The sequence below is a fragment of the Spiroplasma endosymbiont of Melanargia galathea genome, assembly GCF_964031075.1.
GTDB classification, from domain to species: domain Bacteria; phylum Bacillota_I; class Bacilli_A; order Mycoplasmatales; family Mycoplasmataceae; genus Spiroplasma_A; species Spiroplasma_A apis.
Map to the genome: position 1 here is coordinate 938,291 of NZ_OZ035000.1, position 19,187 is coordinate 957,477.

A 19,187-nucleotide genomic window follows, 5' to 3' on the forward strand; every position below is an offset into this window, starting at 1 on the left:
AAAAAAGGGTAGTAACTTTAAAATAAAAAAATCCCTTTTATTAAAAGGGAACTTTAAATTATAAATCCAGGATTTCCAATTATATAATTAAACTCTTTAGCAAAATTTAGTGCAACACTGCTCGTTAGAAGATCTAAATCAAATTCAAAAGAAACTGTTACAATGTTCGAAAGTATCATATCTTCTTTCACTTTTGACCTTGGTTCACCCACTACTAATAAAATGTCTGAAGGGTTTTCTAAATTTAAATTAACGTATTCTGCTGAATGATTAGAAAGTTCAAACATAACTAGTTTTGAGTCATTTGATTGAGAAACTTTTTCACTCATTATGTTTGCCAAAGTATCTAAAGGTATTTTAGAGTCAAAAGCTAAGTTGTTAAAATTTAATCCTTTTTCGTCTATGTTACCAAGTGATATTGTATTTTTATTGACATCTAATAAATTAAATTTTTCTGAAACCATATTAAATGCTTTTAAATAAAAAGTACATAAAGAAAGTTCAATTCCTTTTTTTAAATAAGGTTCTTGCATTAATGTATATATAGTCATTAATGCTGTAATATCAACTTCAAAACTCATTTTAAATTTTTTTGTAGTTTCGTTATTTTTTGAACTTGAACTAAAATTTTTCTCTATAAGTTGTAGTTTTTCATTTAGTTTTTCGTTTTCCAACTTCAGTAATCGTACCTCTTCACTCAAAAGGTCATTGTTGCTGATTAGACTTTCTAGTTTTTCCATAGAGTTTTTATCCGATAGCATCAAGTCTTCAAGTTTTTTATTTAAGAACTCATTTTTTCTATCTTTTTCATCACGATCTACTAGATAATTACTTTGTGATTCGTCTACAGTAATTACTTGGCTAGTTTTTTTGTTTGAATCACTCTCTTTTTCTTCTAAGGCTTTGTTCAATCTTTTTATTTCGTGAGCTATTTGCAACAATAGTTCTTCTTCATTTACATGTGAAACACTCTGATTATTTAATTCAAAATCTTTAATCGAGACGTTATCATTATTGTCTTTCCTTGTTTGATTGTTTTCTAAATTTTCATTGAATTCATCTGTGAAGCTGCTTTCCTGTTTTTTCTCCTTCAATTCTCAAAGCGATAGTTCTTCTGTTATTGAATCACTTATAGTTAGGGGCTCGACATTTGAATTCACTGAGTCCACTCTTTCATTAATGCTTTCGTCGTATTTATTCAAAAACTCATTTTTAAATGTGTGCATGTCTTCACTTTCGACAGTTTTGTTTTCCGCGTTTTCAAAATCTCTTGAAGTTTCTTCTACATTTGAATCAAAGTTTGCTTTTAAAAATTCATCACCTTTTTTGAAGTTCTCATTTTCACTCATAAATTTATCTGTAGGAAAAATATTTTTTGTTTCCATACCAATTTGTATATCATCAGCATTGAAAATTTCAGTGCCGCTAGTGAAATCAAGAGTTGGCTCCATTGTTTGTTCAGAACTACTTACAATATCAAAAATAATGTCTCCATTAGTCACAATTAATGATTCAATAACATAAACATTTTTAACAATACCCTCAATTGGTGAAGTAATTTCAAAACTTTCAACTTGTGTTGAAATTTTAGCTAGAAGTTGTCCAACCTTGACAACTTCACCATCAGACACAAATACACTCTCGACAATACCTTTATAATTTCGAGAGTTTTCAAACTTTAATCTTTCCATTTTGATAGCCCCTTTAAATATATAGTTCAACGCCCCTTGAACATTACTTTTTTATTTTACCGTATTTTTAATAGATATTGAAGTTTTTTTCATTTTGTAGTTACAGCATTCAACTTTTAGGCCTATAACTAAAACGTAAAAAGACTAATTTCTTTGAAATAGCTTTATGATTTTTTTATATCTATGTAAGGGTTAGTTTTTGATTCCCAGTTTTTGTTTTTGATTGTAATAATAAAGTTGTCGACAAAATTTGTTTCTTGATAATCTAACATCTTATACTGTAATGTTTAATCGTGAAGTTTTTAATCAATTTTCTTTATTGCATTTTCAATTTTTTTAAAGACCTCTTCTGAATGTTTGTGATTTAATGTATAGTGTTTGTAATTTTTAAGCAAAATTAATTCATAAGAGTTTTCATCCAATGCACTTAAAAGTTTTGCTGTCCTTTTTGCATCCGAATAATAATCATTTGTAGGTTGTATTAAAGTCACTTTATTATTTGAGTTGTTGATGTGTCTTTTAATATTGTTGTTAACTTTATTCATAAGAAATAAACTTCGAACTGAGTATCTACCTTTTTCTAAGTTTTGTTTTTCTAAACTTTTTGCATAACTGATATCATCAACTAAATCTAAACCATTGATATGTTCTTTTAAAAAAGTGTTCATATTAAAAATTATTCCCATAAATAATTTAAAATTATAGCCTGGTTCCTTATTATATGCTATATTCAATCTCAATGAACTTGAAATTATTTTATGCACATTCTTATTTTTTGATAAATATAGACAACTCGCAAAAGATATTCCCTCTGCAAGTATGATAATTTTCATACTTTTGTAATTCTCACTAAGAGAATTCACTATTTCATTTAAATCTGATATTAGTACTCCTGGATGGTAATCAAAAAAATCTTTGTTATCACCACAATTTCTTTGATCAAAACTTACAACAGATATTAAGTTACTCTTTTGAGCAAAATAGTTACTTAAGCGCTCAAAATCTTTGCGATTTCTATTTAAGTCATGTACGCCAATCAATATGTATTCACTCTCTGGATCAATATCTCCATATCAAGCTAGCTCGTATAAATCTTTTGTTTTGAACATTTTTTTCTTGATTAACTCTCCTTTTTGAAAGGCAGTGGTTTTAAAACTTAAGGAATTAAGTTTCACAAGTCTTATAATAAGTAGCAAAATAAGTATCAAAATAGTGATACCACCAATTGTATATAATATCTTACTCAATAAACTTCATATCAGTGTTCATGGTTCCATAATACCGCTCCTAAACATTATTGTGATTTTAGCATAAAAAAAATACAACTTTATTGTATTTATCAATATTAATCTTCGTGAGAAAGATCAAGCGCGTAAACGTCAAATTGACCTAAAAATCAAAAAGCAAAGATAACATTTTGCTTTCTATTGATGAATTCGTCGTTACCAATTACATTGATAGCTTCATAAATGACATTACCTGCATCCTGTTCCAAATTTATTCTCATTCTTTCAAAGTCATAAATTGTTGATCTACCATACATTTCATTTTTACGTTCAAACTCTACTTCTGTCAATATTCTTTCATAAGTATCTCTATACTTTGGTAAAGTTCTCAACCTTTGTTCCACACCTTTACAAACATTTTTAACTTCCTTGTCCAATGCAAAAAGTGCTTCGTGTAAATTTCTCAGTTTATCGTGTCTCTTCATAACATCAACTCCTGTTATCTTAATAAAGACTAGCTTTATGATTGGTATAATTATACCTTCTTTTTTGTTTAATTACTACTTTTACAAATTATAGACGTTTTTGTTCTTACAAGATATTAAAATATCTTTAAAAATATTTTAAAATTAGAATCTCATATAAACTCAAATTTCATCTCTAAACTAACAAAATAAGATGTTAACAATACTTAAGGAGTGTTAATTGTTACTTTTAGTTTACTATATTAATTTCTGAGATTTGTACTCACAAGATAATAACATTTTATTTTGTTGTCTTTGTTAAAAGTTTAAAGGAATAATTTAAACAATAATTACGAAAGCATTAAAATTAATCGTACCAACCTTAGTATAACTTTATTAAAGCTAATCTTGCCTCTCCTAAAAGTAATTTACTCAAAGTCACTTTATACAAGTTAAATATTTTCTCTAATAGAATTAAATTAGAGTACTAAAAGGCTTTTTGAGTTTCCTCTCCATTAATGATAAGCAATCAAAGCAATATTAAGTTTATTTATAACTAAAGTTCAAGAATACAGTTATTAAGATTTCAATAAATATTTTTAAAGTATTCAGGCAGTGTGAAATATTAGATGCTTTTTTTTAATACTAAATAACTCTTTTAATTTTATATGCTATATTTACACCTAGTAAGAAACTTCATTTAAAAAATTTTCTACGTAATAATCACTTGCTTTTTATTATCCTTCCCAGTTTTTTTAATAGATCTCGAACTTTTTTTCGTTACCGTTGCATTTCAAATTTTAAAGCACCTTCTTTTTTTAACTTGCACGACTTTGTTTTTATTTCTAAAAGACAATTGTTTTACTGCTCTTCTTAAATTATGTAAACATAACGAGAGGATGTGTGCTTTTGTCATTTTGTCATATAATTGTTTAATGCAACAAAAATTAATTTACTAAAAGGCCTTTAGTTTTTACAAGTGGTACTTATCAAAAAAAAAAAAAAAAACTTCTAGAATAGTTTTTTTCTTTGGTGTTTACGCGCTACCAAAATGTTTGATGTTAATGAATTGCGTGCATTTGACAATAAATTAACACTAAAAAAGGTTTTGTAAATACTTTTGCAATTTTAACTTAAGAAAATATGAAATTTAAATTCAAAGTTAATAAATATGTTGCTAATTTATTTGATTCTATTAAAATTATCCCGTTGTAAAGCACTAAATAGTTTACACGTTATAGGAGGTAACAATGAAAAAAATGCTGAGCATAGTAGGAATAACAAGCATTATAGCATCTCCTTTATCTCTTTTATCAAATAACCTTGTATTAAACGATAAAATCAAAAATGATATGACTTTAATTAATAGTATCAAACAGCAAAATAATATCAGTATATACAATTATTTAGATAATTATTTCAAATCCTTAAATCACGAGGTAAGAGAAGCGGCGAAAGCAAACTTCTTAGCATCTATCTATGTGAAAAATAATTTGATATTAATCAATGTTGATAGCTTAAATAATAATATTTTCACAATAGAAGTAAAACAACTTTATAAAAGTTTTTCTTTTAGTAATGAGTATATTTCTTTAATAAAGTTCAAAAATAACTTAAAATACTTAGACTTAAAACCACAACCTAGAATAGATGGAATTACAATTGAATTTAAGTGGTACTGATTCGGGTGAGGAAAAATAATTTTTGATCATGAAAAAAGTCAAACAGCAGCTCATATATTAGATACAGCCTCAAATGTAATAGATGTTGTAGATGCAATATCTGGGTGATTTCCTGGTACTGCTGTAGCCGTTTCTTTGCTAAGTTTATTTTTGGTAGTTAACTCCTTTATTTTTAGTTCATATGATAATGGTAGTGGTGTATGAATAGGTACTTATGGATGGGTAATATTTGATGTTGGTTGGGGGTCAAATTAATTATGTTATTCAATAAAACTGCTAAGAAGGTATCTTGTGCCTTGATCATTGTGTCAGCGATAGGTTTCATTTCTAATTTATTATGAATATTAATTTCTGTGATAGGAGAAGTAAATTATGGAAACTTTATATTAGCTTTTGTATTATTTTGAGTAGCAGGTTTTTTATTTCTAATAAGTTTAATAATTTCAATTTTGTTTCTTGTTAACAACGAGATCTGAAAATCTAAAAAGATATACCTTTCACTACTAATAATAGATGCCGTTTTCATTATTTCTGTTCTTGTATTCTTCTGAATATATTACTTGATCAATTATATTAAAAATAAAGATAGTGTCAGCGAAGCTGGAAATAAAAAAAACATTATTGATGTTAAATAAAGCTCCTTATAAATATATCTACTTAAAAACAAGCAAAATCGCAAAATGAAAAAAGTTGACGTTTTTTAGAAATGATTACAACTCTCTAAGTGTACATTATACTAGAAAGAAAAATATAAAGAAAGGATTTTTTATAATATTATTCGATGTTAACAAATCTAATATGTCATATTTATTACTAATAGTAAATCATTAATAATAATTTACAAGTATTTATAAAATGATTAACTTACATTAAAAAATATATATTGATTGAAAAAAGTGTTAAAGGGTCTATAACTAACTAAAGTGAATTTAAGCAACTGATGAAAGATTTAGGAAGGTATTAATTTAATCAAAACTAAAGAATGATCAAAAGAAGTCATAAGGTTTTATGTTACGTAAAATATTTTTTGTGATCAAAGAAAATTATTATTAAAACAAGAAAATAAACATATTAGTTTCTCAAAAGAAGTGTTGCTTTAGATTATAGCGAAAAAAAACATGTATTTGGAAACGAGTCGAATATATCTTGCTCAATAGTAAAAATATTTTAAAAAAAGAAAATACTTAAAGGCAAAAAACTTTAGCAATAATTATTATTATTTTAAAATAATTAAATAATTAAGTTAAAAAATAACTATCTCAAAAAAATGAATAATTTAAAGAATTTTGTAGATAGAAATTGTACAATATACAAAAAAATAGTTTTTATCTTAACAAACATTAATATATATCTTTAAACAAAGTACCTTTTAATCAGTATAAATAATTGAAGAAAACAATCATCGAGAATCGGATTTCTCTCGAAAATATAATGTTAGATTATTAAGAAACATCTTGATGATTATATTTATAAAAAATGACATTTATTTAAAGGGCATTACTTGACATGATATAGAAACACAGTGTGCTTCTTTGTTTGCCAAAAAGATAGTCAAAAAGCTTTTTATTTTATCATCATTTAGAACTAATAATTTTACCAATTATGTAACTTAAGCTATATGCATTGTTTTAATAAAAATAATAAAGTTAATTTAAACAAAACTAGTTTTCTTATTTTGTAAAGTAATATTGATGATTCTTTTAATTTTTACAACTCTAGAAAAAATTGTAAAAAAGCAATGAGCAAGCTTGTGTCTATTTTAAAATAAAAACCTTTACTCAATAGATAAACAAATTATGTCAAGTATAGAAAATGTTTTTTATTCTAAAAAGACTTTCATGCTTCTCAAAGAGTTAATTCATTTTAGATCATGATTCTATTAAATTTATAATACTGCAAATATTCTATGACGTTATTGTATACAGACTGAAACATAGGTTGTTTTTTTTAAAAATCCTTTAGTTTTTAGAAAAGAAAAAACGTTTAGCATGCAGAATTATCAAGATAGTTACCCTTATTATTAAGTAATATTCTAATATTGTTTTGTAAATAAAAAAAATATTGTAATTGGTTGTATATTTGAAGCCGTTGTCTAAGTGAATGATATGGTTTTTATTTTTTGTTAAGTATTTTTGCCATATGCAATGTATTAGTATAAATTTTGTATCATTTCTCATCGAAATGTCATAACCAACAATAAAGCCTGTTTTAATATCATTCATTACACTTAAATATACAAGCTTATTTCGACCATATGGCAAGTAAGTAACATTTGTACCAAATAGTTAATCTTTATTATAAGACTCTCATTTTCTACTAACTATGTTTGGTATCATTTTATTTTTAACTTTGATCTCTTTTGGTTTAATGTTCCTTTTTAGTCTTATTTTTGATTTGATACCTAAAAGCAACATATATTTACAAACAAATTAATTAGAGACTATATATTATAACTTTTTTTAAGACTATTCTGATTCTTAGATACCCATATATTTGATTATGTTCATCAAGTTTTGTTTTGATACTATGGGCTATATTTCATTAAACTTATATTTGAACATAGTTTTTTCTCGGTTTAACCACCTATAATAACTTGCTTGTGTTTTTTTTAAAATAAAGCATAGGAACTTAATAGCCCATTCTTTTTTGGTTTCAATATATAAGTATTATATTTCTTGAGTTTTTCGAAATCTACTAGGAACCGATAGAAATTTTTTAAGATATAATTCTCCCTTTCTAATAACTAATTTTATTTCTTAGTTCTTGGAGCTCTTTTCTCAAAGGATTACCTATTGATTCTTTACTTCCTTTACTTATTACAGCACATCGTCCAACACTTGATGTTATTTTTCTTAAATATTGTTTGCCATATTGTTAGTATCCAATTGATCATTTCTTGCAGCTGAATATGAAACATTATACTTTCTAACTAACTTTTTTCAATATTGCTGGCTTATAGAAAAACTCTTTGCTATTTCCAAATTTTGTTCAAAACTAAAATTTTTCATTTATTGCCTTTTAAATTTGCCAAATAAAAAATCCTCTTATATAGAGTATATTAGAATTTTTTATTCTAATTCTATACATAGAGGATTATATTCATCTAACTCATTACAAGTGTTTTCAAAAAAGCCTAATGTTTATTTTATAATATAAACCTACTACACCAACTTTTTGTCCAAAAAATATAGTATTATATTAAAACATTCAACTTGTAAAAAATAGTTAGATAACATGGTCATTTCCAAAAGCAATGAATTTTTTTCTTTTTTCAATTATTTATTTTTTTCAAGACCATGTGTTTCGTTATATCATGATTCAAACCTTCATTTCTTTCAACTAATAACTTTTCCTTCGTAATTAAATGATCCTTCGTAAGCATCAAAATTAACTGCTCATGTCATGAGTCCTCTTGTAAAAATTCCATCTTCAGATAATAATTTATATGATTTTTTAATAGCATCTTCTGTTGCAGAACCACGACCCGCAGCCTCATTAGTAGAAACACCCATAACAAATCTATTCCTATCAATTAAATAAAAATCGTTTTTAGGACTATATTTGGTTGTCAAATATTTTGTCATTAAGTAATAAAACTCCGCCCTATATTTTAAATCATCATTAGTTATATATCCATCAGGAATGCCTAATCTCTTTTGATCATCAACTTCAGGTGTAGGTCCGAATGCCCATCCATTATAAAATTGAGGATTTATTCAATCATAATATTTATCCAAACCTTTTAAAAAAGGTATATAACTCCCACCAGAATTCTCGGTACTATTTTTTAAGTAAGACATTTCTGGAGCCATCGTTATAATAAAATTGGGTCTCTCATCTTTAATTTCTTTTAAGACATCAATGGTTGTTTGTTGACTTTCTCTATCAAGTAAACATGAACCTTCTCAATCAATATCAATACCATCAAATCCATACTCATTTACAACATTTAATATAGTTTCTTTTAATTCAGATTTTTGTTCTTTTTTAAATCTCATTGCTTCACCAGTTGCTCCACCCATGGAAATGACCGCTTTTTTGTTTTTCAAATGTAGTAGTTCAATCCCCTCTTTAGTTTCTTTTATATTTATAGGTTGATAAACCGGCATTTCATAAGCTGTTCGAGAATATAAGAAGGAAAAATCTATAACATTATAATTAGTTTTTGAAATTTCTTCAAAAGAAGGTTTTACTTGACCGATACCACCTCAGTCATAGTAGTATCCAACTAAAACTTTTTCAGATTTTTCAACTCCTTCATTTTTCAATAAGAAAAATACTTTTACATTACCACAATATACTCCATCTCCATTGGAAGTAATAATTGCACTTTTCTCAGTGATATCTTTTACAATGATTGACTCTTTTTTAAGTTCCTTGTTTTTAGATATCAATGCATTCAATATAATTTCAACATTATTTTTTTCTATTTCTCCGATATTTGTATTAAGAATAACTTTTTTTAAATTAATAACTTTTTTTTCTTCAGTTTCCTTTGTTTTATTACAAGAAACAACAACATTTAAGATAAAAGTGTTAAAGGATAACACTGTGATTAAATTAATTAATTTTTTCATACGTTTTATTTCTTTCTATTTTAAATATTATATCATTTATAAATACTTAATAAAATTCCTTTTTTAAATTGGGTTATATATATTGAAATTATTGTATGTTATATCTTAAGTTGTTAAACTTTTTTTGATTTATTCAATTTTTTTCGATATTGTGCTCAAATTGATACATTAAAAATATTTTGTTTTATTTCTTGATATCTTATTTTATAAATATCCAAACTCTTTAAGTTATCAAGATTTTAAAAAACTCAAAAAATATCAATATCTGTATCATTTTGCGAGTTATCAACGCTAATGATTTAAGTTTTAGTATTGTAATTAGTTTAACAAATTAAAAACCGCAAAACTTGGAAACTTTTATTAATAATTGTAAATAAAAGAAGCTTTTTTTTATTTAATTTCTTAAATTTAAAAAAGAATTTACATTGTTTTAATTCAAATAGCATATTAATTATATTTTTTGTTTTCATTGTCAAAATTGTTATATGTTAAAAGTTATTACCGTTAGATCAATGAGTGTACGCAAATGTGTTTTATAATATTTTATCTCTTACAATAAAAAATGCTTTTTAGCAGATCTAGAGAATTATGTAAGTGTTTTTAGATTATAACTTATTTCTTTCTTCTAATCTCCATAAAAAAGCTTTAATATAATTTATTTGTTTTTTAAAGATTCATAATGAATTATAAATGCTTGAGTTTTAATTAATCTATAAATTTTATAATCTCATAAATGTAAATGAATTTAATAGTATCTTTCCAAAAATATTTAAATATACTTTAGTTTATACAATCTAAAAAAATTCTATAGATAATATTTTTATACTCTTTAGTATTATTACCATCATACTTATATTTGATATAGATAAATTAATTAACAAATTTATATCTTAATTACTTCTTTTTCTTTTTATAACTTTAATACTTCATAATTTCTGCTTTTTCGTTAAATCATTAATAATAATTAATTTAAATGAAGTATTATTTTTGGTTTACATGAACAGTTTTATTGTTAACGCATTTTTATAACATGATTATTTATTAAAAATTTTTATTACTACTTATTTGTATTTTCAAGACACACTTTTATAAACTTATCATTTAGATAAGTTTTAAATATAATTAGAGTCTTTAAATTGTATGCAAATTTTATAATCCGAAATTATAAAGCATATCATTTATATTCGAAATTTGTTATAGTAAATTATTATCTTTAATAAATTTTTAATGATATAAAACGGGTTTAATTACTATGAACAAATCTAAAAAAATTTTATATGATAATTTAAATATGAAATTTAGGAAATATGAAAGTTCTTAAGTATAAATAAATTAGGAAAACTTTCATGTATTTATGTGATATTTTTTACTTATTTTAACAATTTTTGAAAGAATTAAAGTTTATTTATCTGTTAATATTTTCCTTTTCTATAACACTGTAATTGTCTTATTTCAAAAGCTTTGATTTAGAGTTATTTGTTTTAAAATAAATATTCATGATTTTAAGTTGATGCCTTAATATTTATTACATGACAATGCTAACCTTTTATTCTCGCATTAATATTCAAAGTTTTAATAAGAACGTCATATGTAGAATAAAGTATTTTATAAATCATTTTGTAATTAATAACATAGTAAAACAATGGATAACACAGAATCAAAAGAAGACAGGAAAACTATTGAAAGCAAACTTTAAAAATAACATCAAATTAAATCCTTTTCTATGCTTTCTATTTATTAATTAATTTAAATGGGAATTATCTATCACAGACCATAAACGCTAAGATAATATTAATTAATATAACTAAATATCAATTTCCCTTAAAAACTCATAATAATTAATTTATAAACTACTTTTTAAAATATCTAGATTTATAATTTACGACATTATTTGTAATATAAAAAATCAGATTTTAATAACATTGCAAAAAACAACTTTTAAAGATATCTAAAACTTCTTAAGACCTATTGATTCATTAATGTGTTTAATTTTTTTTCCACGTACCTCCTTAAAGTATTAAGAAACTTTTATTTTTTATTAACAAAGTAAATAAAAAGAATTGAAACAAATATTAATAAAGAATAGAAAAAAACTTATTAAAAATGAAACAATAAATAAATTGCTAATTATGTTATGAAAAAAATACTCTACAAAAAAAATAATTAAACATCTTGATATTTATGTTCAAATAATAAAATGATAGATAAAAAAATTTTTAGCCATACTTATTTGTTTGTATGGTCATGATAAAAAATGTTTGTATTTTTTTTACAAACATTTTTTTAAAACAAATTTTATATTTATAATTACTTTAGTTTTAAATCTATATATTTCATTTGTTTTGATTTGTTTATACGCAAACATCATTAAGCTTGCAATACCAAATTTTTTTAAATTTCATCAATATTTGATAAGCACATATTATGAGCATCAGCTACACCTTTGAACACTAACTTACCTTCTATAGTTTGTACTCCTTTTTTAATTTGCTCATTTGATTTTATAAGTTTTTTAATGTCATTGTTTGCAATTTCAATAACATATTGTATTGTCGCATTAGTTAATGCTATAGTGCTTGTTTTAGGAACAGCCCCAGGCATATTAGCCACTGAATAATGAATTACATCATGAACTCTAAAGGTAGGATTTTCATGAGTTGTTGCATGGTCTATTGTTTCTACACTACCACCTTGGTCAATAGCTACATCGACAATTATGCTATCTTTTTGCATTTTTTTAACCATGTCCTCTGTCACTATTTTTGGAGCCGATGCACCAGGGACTAAAACTGTTGAAATTACCAAATCACTAACAACTACTGATTTTTCAATGTTGTAATGATTTGATTTTAGTATTTGAACTTTATTACCAAATAAATCATGAAGTTCTCTTATTTTTCTTTCACAATTTTCAATTACTGTTACATCACAATCAATGGCTGCTGCCATTCTAGCTGCTGCCTTACCAGCAACACCCCCACCAATAACTGTCACTTTTGCTCGATCTGTTCCAGGTGTACCATTAATTAAAAGTCCATTTCCTCCGTTAGTTTTGAACATGAAGTACATACCGTTGATTACAGCAAGTCTACCAGCAACTTCACTCATAGGTCTTAATAGTGGGATTGCACCATCGGGTGTTTGTATGGTTTCATAAGCTATTGAAGTAACTTTTGCTTTTAAAAGTTCTTCTGTTAAAACTTTGTCTGATGCTAAGTGTAAGTATGTAAAAACAATTTGTCCTTCATATAAATATTTATATTCTGACTTTAGAGGTTCTTTAACTTTTATGATCATATCATTTTTTCAAACTTCAGCTGCGTCATCGATAATTTTGGCGCCTGCCAATTTATAGTCTTCATCACAAAATCCACTTCCTAGACCTGCATTTTTTTCTACAAATACTTGGTGATTATTTATAATTAACTCTTTTACACCAGCAGGTGTGATTGCTACCCTGTTTTCTTGGGGTTTAATTTCTTTAGGTATTCCAATTTTCATACATTATCATCCTTCCACAAGTCTTATGATTTTTCATAAGCTTGTTTGTTCTCATTAAAGTTTTTTAATAAGATTGATAAATGATGATTAATATCTACATCTCACGTAGAGCGATTATTAATTGCATAAATTATTTGATGCTCTGTTATTTTTGTTGAATTGGCGGATTTTTTTCGTGCCTTAACATATGACATGATTAATACAAATGCCACATAGTATACAACTAGTATAGCTAATCATTTTAAATAATTAGTGAACACTGCAGTTTTCACTTCTGCACCTACTTCAATACCCACAAAAACTACTAAGAACGCTAGAGCTACACCCAAGGTTCCTCCTACCATTAAACCAAAACTAGTTTTTGGCAAGTAGTTATTATTTTTGTAATATGAGTAAGCAGCAAGTGGAAACGCAGAACCTGATGCAAGTGTCATTATTGGAAATGCAACTTTTATATCCATACCCAATAAAGTAATAGTTGCTAATGCAGGAGCATAAAGACCAATACCAAATGCTTGTAACCCACCATAAACAAAGAATAACCCTATACCTAGACCAAGTTTTCAACCTTCCAAACTAGTTGCGTTACCACTAGGTAAAATATCTAGTTGTATCAAAAACATTAATATACCAACTATAGCTAACAATGCTCCCATAGTTACGCTAATATATTTTGCACTTATTCTCTTGGTAAGTTCGGCCCCTAAAAAACTTCCTATAATTGCCGCTAAAACTAGCGAAACCAATGTGATTGTACCAACATCAATTGCTGCCACAAATACAGTACCTGCAATTAAGTTAGGTATACCTAACCCTACGTTCAAAGTACCTGGTAACAAGGCATCATTTTTCATGGTTTTTGTTGCTTTCAAACCGGCGGTTGCAACAGCAAATGAACCAACTCCAATAGTATCAAGGAATGAACCACAAACACCGATAGATGTAAGTTTGAATATATTATTCTCTCTATCAATATAAGATTTTTTTAAAACCTTGAATACTATGAAATAAAAATATATACCAGTTATTACTAGGGTTAAAATAACAATAATAAATGCTATTAAGTATTCTGATTTAGATAAGTCAAGCTCTCCATTTCTTGTATTAGGAAAGTAAACAAAGTAATTAACCAAAAGTGTGCATACCAATATTAAAGGTACTGCAATAATACTAAATACTTTTAAAAAGTTTGTACTTATTGGCTTAACTAAACTTTTTTTCTTTTCTTTCAAAGTAGATATACTTGAGTTTTTCTTATCGACTTTTTTTAATTCATCTATATCATCACTAAGACTTTTTAAGATATTTTTTATTTCCTGTTTATGTTCTTTTTTGTACTTTATATTTTTTTCGTACTTGTCGAAAGCATATTTTTGAGTAGCTCCAACAGATTGTTTGATATCACTTATATGAATTTTATAAACGGATTGAAGTTTTTTTAATTCCTGGACATATTCTTCGTGTGTAACTTGTTTTTCTTTGAACAAACTTGCCAAATCATTTTTTTGAGAGGCAAAATCACTCTTTAATATTTGAATCAAGTCACTAAAACTTAAAATGTCGTTGACTATTTTGGCGAGCTCTTCTTCGCTCTTTAAAACTTCTTTTTGAATTCCAGCAAATGAATTATTCATGTTTATTTATTCACAACCTATCTTTCAACGAGTTATCGTGTTTCATATTTATCTTTCTATAATAAATTCTTCACCTCACCACATCCTTTCGCCTCAATCATACACAAAAGAAACAAAAATTGTAGTTTATAAATCAACTTACATCAAAAAAACTCCGCAAGGAGTTACATTATATTTTTTTCAAATACTCTTTAGTGTCAATTAACCTTTGATTACTACTTCCTCTATACAAAACGTTTGGATCTAGTAATTCTTTCACAAACCTACCATCAACTAATGTATCAATAAATTTTAATATTTCAAATCTTGCTCGCGTATCTTCATTTCTATTTTTTTGTTCAGTTAGTTCTTCGATAGTGAAGCCAGTATAAAGTCAAATATTTAAATTAGTTTCTTTTTTTATAAGTTTTATAAATGGTAAAAGTTCAATCGCACTAAACATAGGATCACCACCACTAAAGGTAACACCACTTAGTAATGGGTTACTTTTCAAATCCTCAATTATAGATTTTTCATATTCTTTGTCAAAAACTTTACCTACTTTGAAACTTCAACTTCTTATATTATGGCATCCTTTACAAGCATGTAAACAACCCGATAAGTAGATTGAGTATCTAAGACCAGGACCATCACTAATAGTTTCTTTGTAAATTTTTAAAATTTTCATAAACTATAATTTATGTTTAACTCTTTCTGCTTCTTCTGCTTGTTTACCTTGATTTCAACCATCAAGATCTCCAACTAGATATCCAGTTATTCTTCTAGTTCTTGAAATATCATCGTTAGAGCAGACCGGACAACATGAAGCTATCAAAGAAGTATAATGACAATTTTTACATCTGTCAACAGGATGATTTAAACTTCCATAATTGATTCCACTAACTCTCATTGCATTGATGATAGAAAGAACAGCATGTAAGTTTTTTTTAGCCTCTCCGTCTAATTCAATATAACTGATACTTCCACCCAAAGTTAATTCATGATAAGCGGCTTCTTTTTTTATCTTATTAATCGCTGTTGTATTGTAATATACAGGAACATGATTTGAGTTTGTGAAGTAGTCTCTACTTGTTACTCCACTAATCTCACCAAACTCTTTTCTTGTGATTTTTAGCATTCTTCCAGCCACAGATTCTGCAGGTGTTGCAATTACTCCAAAGTTTAATTTATATTTTTGTTTTCATAAATTTGTAACATTATTAATAGTTTTGATTACTTCCAATCCAAATACTTGAGCAGTTTCAGATTCTCCATGATGTTCATTCAATAAAGCTTTCAATGCTTCTGCTAAACCAATAAATCCAACTGTTAAAGTTCCTTGTTTAAATACCTCTTCAACTTTATCATTTGGGTTCAATTTTGAGCCTCCACTTAAAATATTATTATTCATTATAAATGGAAATTCCTTGGCTAAAGCTGAGCATTGGTACTGATATCTTGAGTACATTTGTTCACACACTTCGTTTGCGTAATATTCGACCCTATCAATAAATTCTTTTTTGATATTGTCGAAGTCAATCATATTATAGTTTATTTCATTGTTTTGTATTAGATTTTCAGCTCTAAGTAGGTCCAGCGCAATATATGGTAAATTTATAGAAGTAAAACTTAAGTTTCCCCTACCTATTGAAGTCTTTTCTCCATTTACATTTTCGAAAACTCTTGTACGACAACCCATTGTTGCTGGCTCATAATATCAAGAGTTTTTATCCTTTTGATTCCAAAGCGGGTGCTTGTTATAAGGTTGATCTAAAAACATAAAGTTTGGAAATAGTCTTAAACTGGTTGTTCTGATTGCGTCTAAAAATAAGTCAAAGTTTGGAGTTTTTCATTCATTGGCTTCATCAAATCAAACTTCTTGCGATAGGTTCATAGCTTTTTTATAGCTTTCTTCATCAATGTTGACTCCAGTTTTAACTTTAAAAATAACTATTGGAAAAATTGAAGTTTCTCCATTTCCTAAACCATTTCTTAAAGCCTTTAACAATGATTTTGTTACCTGTCTACCTTCTTTTGAGGTATCTGTTCCAAGATTAATAGAAGAGAAAACCACCTGGTTACCTCCTCTTGAATGTTGGGTATTCAAATTATATATAAAACCTTCCATAGCTTGATCTGTTTCTGCAGTTACTTCTTTTGTAGAAATTTTTATTATTTTATTTAGAACTTTTTCATTAAGTTTTTGACCATCTAAATAGTTGCTTAATTTTTGACTATTAATATTTTCAAAAGTTATTTCATCATCTTTTAATAAAAGATTTATATTCATTACATTGTATTCGATATCATTAAATTCCAAATACTTTTTAATATTTCTCAATAATGCTTTTCTGAAACTTTTATTAACACCTGGCGCCATAAAATAATCAAAAGCAGGAATAGCTTGACCACCATGCATTTCATTTTGAGTAGTTTGGAATATTATTGCTGCTAGTTCTGAATAAACACCAATTGATTGTGGTTCCCTAATTAATCCATTTCTAGTTCTAAAACCATTTTTGAATATTTCCTCAATATTGTATTGAACACAAGTAGCTGATTTTGTAGGATAATAATCTAAATCGTGTATATGTATTATAGACTTTTCATGCAAGTTTGCATGAAACTTATCAACTAAGTTTTTTAGAGCGAACTGTTTAGCACTGACAGACGCAAATTTCATCATCTTACCGCTTGCTGTACTACTATTCATATTAGCATTTTCATTTTTAATATCATTACTCTTAATAGATATTACTTGTGTAAATTCTTTAATTAAATCTTTATATTCTTTTTTTTCTACACTCATTTTCATTTCTCCCTTTTGATTATTGTGCACTTATATATTCATATCTTTTTTTGTATTTATAATTAACATTATAATTGTAAAATAAGAATTAGCAAATTAATTTTTCAATATTTTAAAAATGAATGAAAATGATTACTCTTGCCTTCTCTTTTACAAACATAAAGAATGCAAAAATGCATACCGAGTTGAGAGTATAGAGTAGTTTTTATCAACATCACAAGTATGATAATTTTATGGGTTTATATGATTACTATAGCATTAAATAATTTATAGTTTGGTTTTGAAATTTTAAAAAATGATAAGTTGCCTAAAACCATTATCCTATTGTTTAGAATTTAAAAGAGAAAGTCTATCTTCATTAAAGTATATAAGAGTTTGCGCTTATAACTTAATAAATAGTTGTTTTTTTTATTTCGAAATAGCTACTTTATCATAATTAACTTTTAAAAACCTTCTTTATCAAATTCAAATATTAGTTAAAATATATAATCACTCTTTTAAAAAATATAGGGCAACTTGTACTTCAGAGGGGTTAGAGGGTTGTTCTTGTAAACTATAGACTTAAAATAATTATCTTCTAGATATTCTTGGTAACCATCCTAATAAAGTTAGGAGTCTTTTGTTTAAAAACAAATAAATATTCTAAAAATTCAAAATATTGCTCCAAATTGCTTTACAAAAAGATAAATTCAGTAGTTATTGTAACAGAAATCAAAATACATACCTGTTATAAATTATTAAGTAAAATAAATGTAAATTTGTTTAAAATGCTAATCATATATCAACAAAAAGTTTAAGCTCAAATTTTTATTTTGAATATATAAATTCTTTTTAAAGAATAAAAACACATTTTTGCCAAAGTAAGATATTATATTTACAAGAGTTTGATACTCTAAAGGAGGTATAAATATGAAAAAACTATTAAGTTTAATAGGGGTTTTTGGTATTACAGCCAACATTGCTAGCTTAGGCTCTTCAACTATTTTCACTAAAGGGGAAAACAACCATTTTAAACAATAATAAAGAATCTAATTTTTCAATGGAAAAGGTGATATTCAAGTTGAGTATTTGCTTAAAAGGGCAATAAAGTTACACAACAATAAGATCGAAATTGACTATAACAGATTAGAATCCCTAAAAAATTACGAGTTTTATGAAAACTTAAGATCATCTGGCTACGCAAAATATTTGAATGATATGTATTTAATGGGTATATTGAAATTTGATAAAAATAAGAACCCTCTATTTTTAGATTATGCCGAATTAAATGCTAACGATAATAAATTAAAACCTAGAATATCAGGTTGAGCTAATGCAGACATAAGTAAATGCAAAGTCTGGGTAATTGCAAAGTGGTATTGATTTGGACGTTGAGAATTACATTTTAATAACTACTTAACAAATGTATTGATTGATTTAGGAAATGATATATCTTTGATACTAAATATTTTGTACTCATTTCCAGAAGCCTTACCTATTTTAGGACCTTTATCATTATATCTTTCTGCAGCAACATGACTTATCAGCAATGCAAATAGTGGTGATGGTGTCTACATAAATTTTTACTTGTTAATACCAATAGGAATTTATGGTAATTAGTTTTCATCTTTTATTAACAAAACAT

12 protein-coding genes are annotated in these 19,187 nt (G+C 26.1%); 3 read left to right on the forward strand and 9 right to left on the reverse strand.

Going from position 1 to position 19,187, the window contains the following annotated elements; translation table 4 throughout:
* Positions 1–53 precede the first annotated feature (53 nt).
* The 3 genes from AAHM92_RS04225 to AAHM92_RS04235 all read right to left on the reverse strand — a co-directional run bounded on the left by AAHM92_RS04225 (position 54) and on the right by AAHM92_RS04235 (position 3,402).
* Positions 54–1,691 (reverse strand): acyl-CoA carboxylase biotin carboxyl carrier protein subunit, encoded by a 1,638-nt coding sequence (locus AAHM92_RS04225; protein WP_500222216.1) that lies wholly within the window; start codon positions 1,689–1,691, stop codon positions 54–56.
* Between the two features lie 302 nt (positions 1,692–1,993).
* Positions 1,994–2,968, reverse strand: a complete 975-nt coding sequence (locus tag AAHM92_RS04230) for a hypothetical protein (RefSeq protein WP_500222218.1) — start codon at positions 2,966–2,968, stop codon at positions 1,994–1,996.
* Positions 2,969–3,036: 68 nt separating this feature from the next.
* Positions 3,037–3,402 carry a hypothetical protein gene (locus tag AAHM92_RS04235; RefSeq protein WP_023789943.1) on the reverse strand — a complete coding sequence of 122 codons (366 nt, stop codon included), beginning with the start codon at positions 3,400–3,402 and terminating at the stop codon, positions 3,037–3,039.
* Positions 3,403–4,631: 1,229 nt separating this feature from the next.
* Between AAHM92_RS04235 and AAHM92_RS04240 the strand changes: the two genes are divergently transcribed.
* Positions 4,632–5,318: a hypothetical protein gene (locus tag AAHM92_RS04240; RefSeq protein ID WP_500222219.1), complete on the forward strand. Its 687-nt coding sequence runs from the start codon at positions 4,632–4,634 to the stop codon at positions 5,316–5,318.
* Between the two features lie 2 nt (positions 5,319–5,320).
* The gene (locus AAHM92_RS04245; RefSeq protein ID WP_500222220.1) at positions 5,321–5,698 is read left to right on the forward strand and encodes a hypothetical protein; all 378 of its coding nucleotides are present in this window, start codon (positions 5,321–5,323) and stop codon (positions 5,696–5,698) included.
* A gap of 2,217 nt (positions 5,699–7,915) precedes the next feature.
* On the opposite strand, the gene AAHM92_RS04250 is transcribed toward AAHM92_RS04245, so the two are convergent.
* The 6 genes from AAHM92_RS04250 to AAHM92_RS04275 form a co-directional block, all read right to left on the reverse strand.
* Complete coding sequence (locus tag AAHM92_RS04250; protein WP_500222222.1) at positions 7,916–8,071, reverse strand: hypothetical protein; 156 nt, start codon at positions 8,069–8,071, stop codon at positions 7,916–7,918.
* A 267-nt stretch (positions 8,072–8,338) separates the two neighbouring features.
* A complete protein-coding gene (locus AAHM92_RS04255; protein WP_500222223.1) occupies positions 8,339–9,640 on the reverse strand; it encodes a glycosyl hydrolase family 18 protein in 1,302 nt (433 codons plus the stop codon).
* Positions 9,641–12,031: 2,391 nt separating this feature from the next.
* Complete coding sequence (gene ald, locus AAHM92_RS04260) at positions 12,032–13,141, reverse strand: alanine dehydrogenase (RefSeq protein ID WP_500222225.1); 1,110 nt, start codon at positions 13,139–13,141, stop codon at positions 12,032–12,034.
* Positions 13,142–13,164: 23 nt separating this feature from the next.
* The gene (locus AAHM92_RS04265) at positions 13,165–14,775 is read right to left on the reverse strand and encodes a sulfite exporter TauE/SafE family protein (protein WP_500222226.1); all 1,611 of its coding nucleotides are present in this window, start codon (positions 14,773–14,775) and stop codon (positions 13,165–13,167) included.
* A gap of 169 nt (positions 14,776–14,944) precedes the next feature.
* Positions 14,945–15,442, reverse strand: a complete 498-nt coding sequence (nrdG, locus tag AAHM92_RS04270) for an anaerobic ribonucleoside-triphosphate reductase activating protein (RefSeq protein WP_500222227.1) — start codon at positions 15,440–15,442, stop codon at positions 14,945–14,947.
* A gap of 3 nt (positions 15,443–15,445) precedes the next feature.
* A complete protein-coding gene (locus AAHM92_RS04275) occupies positions 15,446–17,563 on the reverse strand; it encodes an anaerobic ribonucleoside triphosphate reductase (protein WP_500222229.1) in 2,118 nt (705 codons plus the stop codon).
* 1,068 nt (positions 17,564–18,631) lie between these two features.
* On the opposite strand from AAHM92_RS04275, the gene AAHM92_RS04280 reads away from it, so the two are divergent.
* Positions 18,632–19,162, forward strand: coding sequence for a hypothetical protein (locus AAHM92_RS04280; RefSeq protein ID WP_500222230.1), 531 nt, complete (start codon positions 18,632–18,634; stop codon positions 19,160–19,162).
* Positions 19,163–19,187 lie beyond the last annotated feature (25 nt).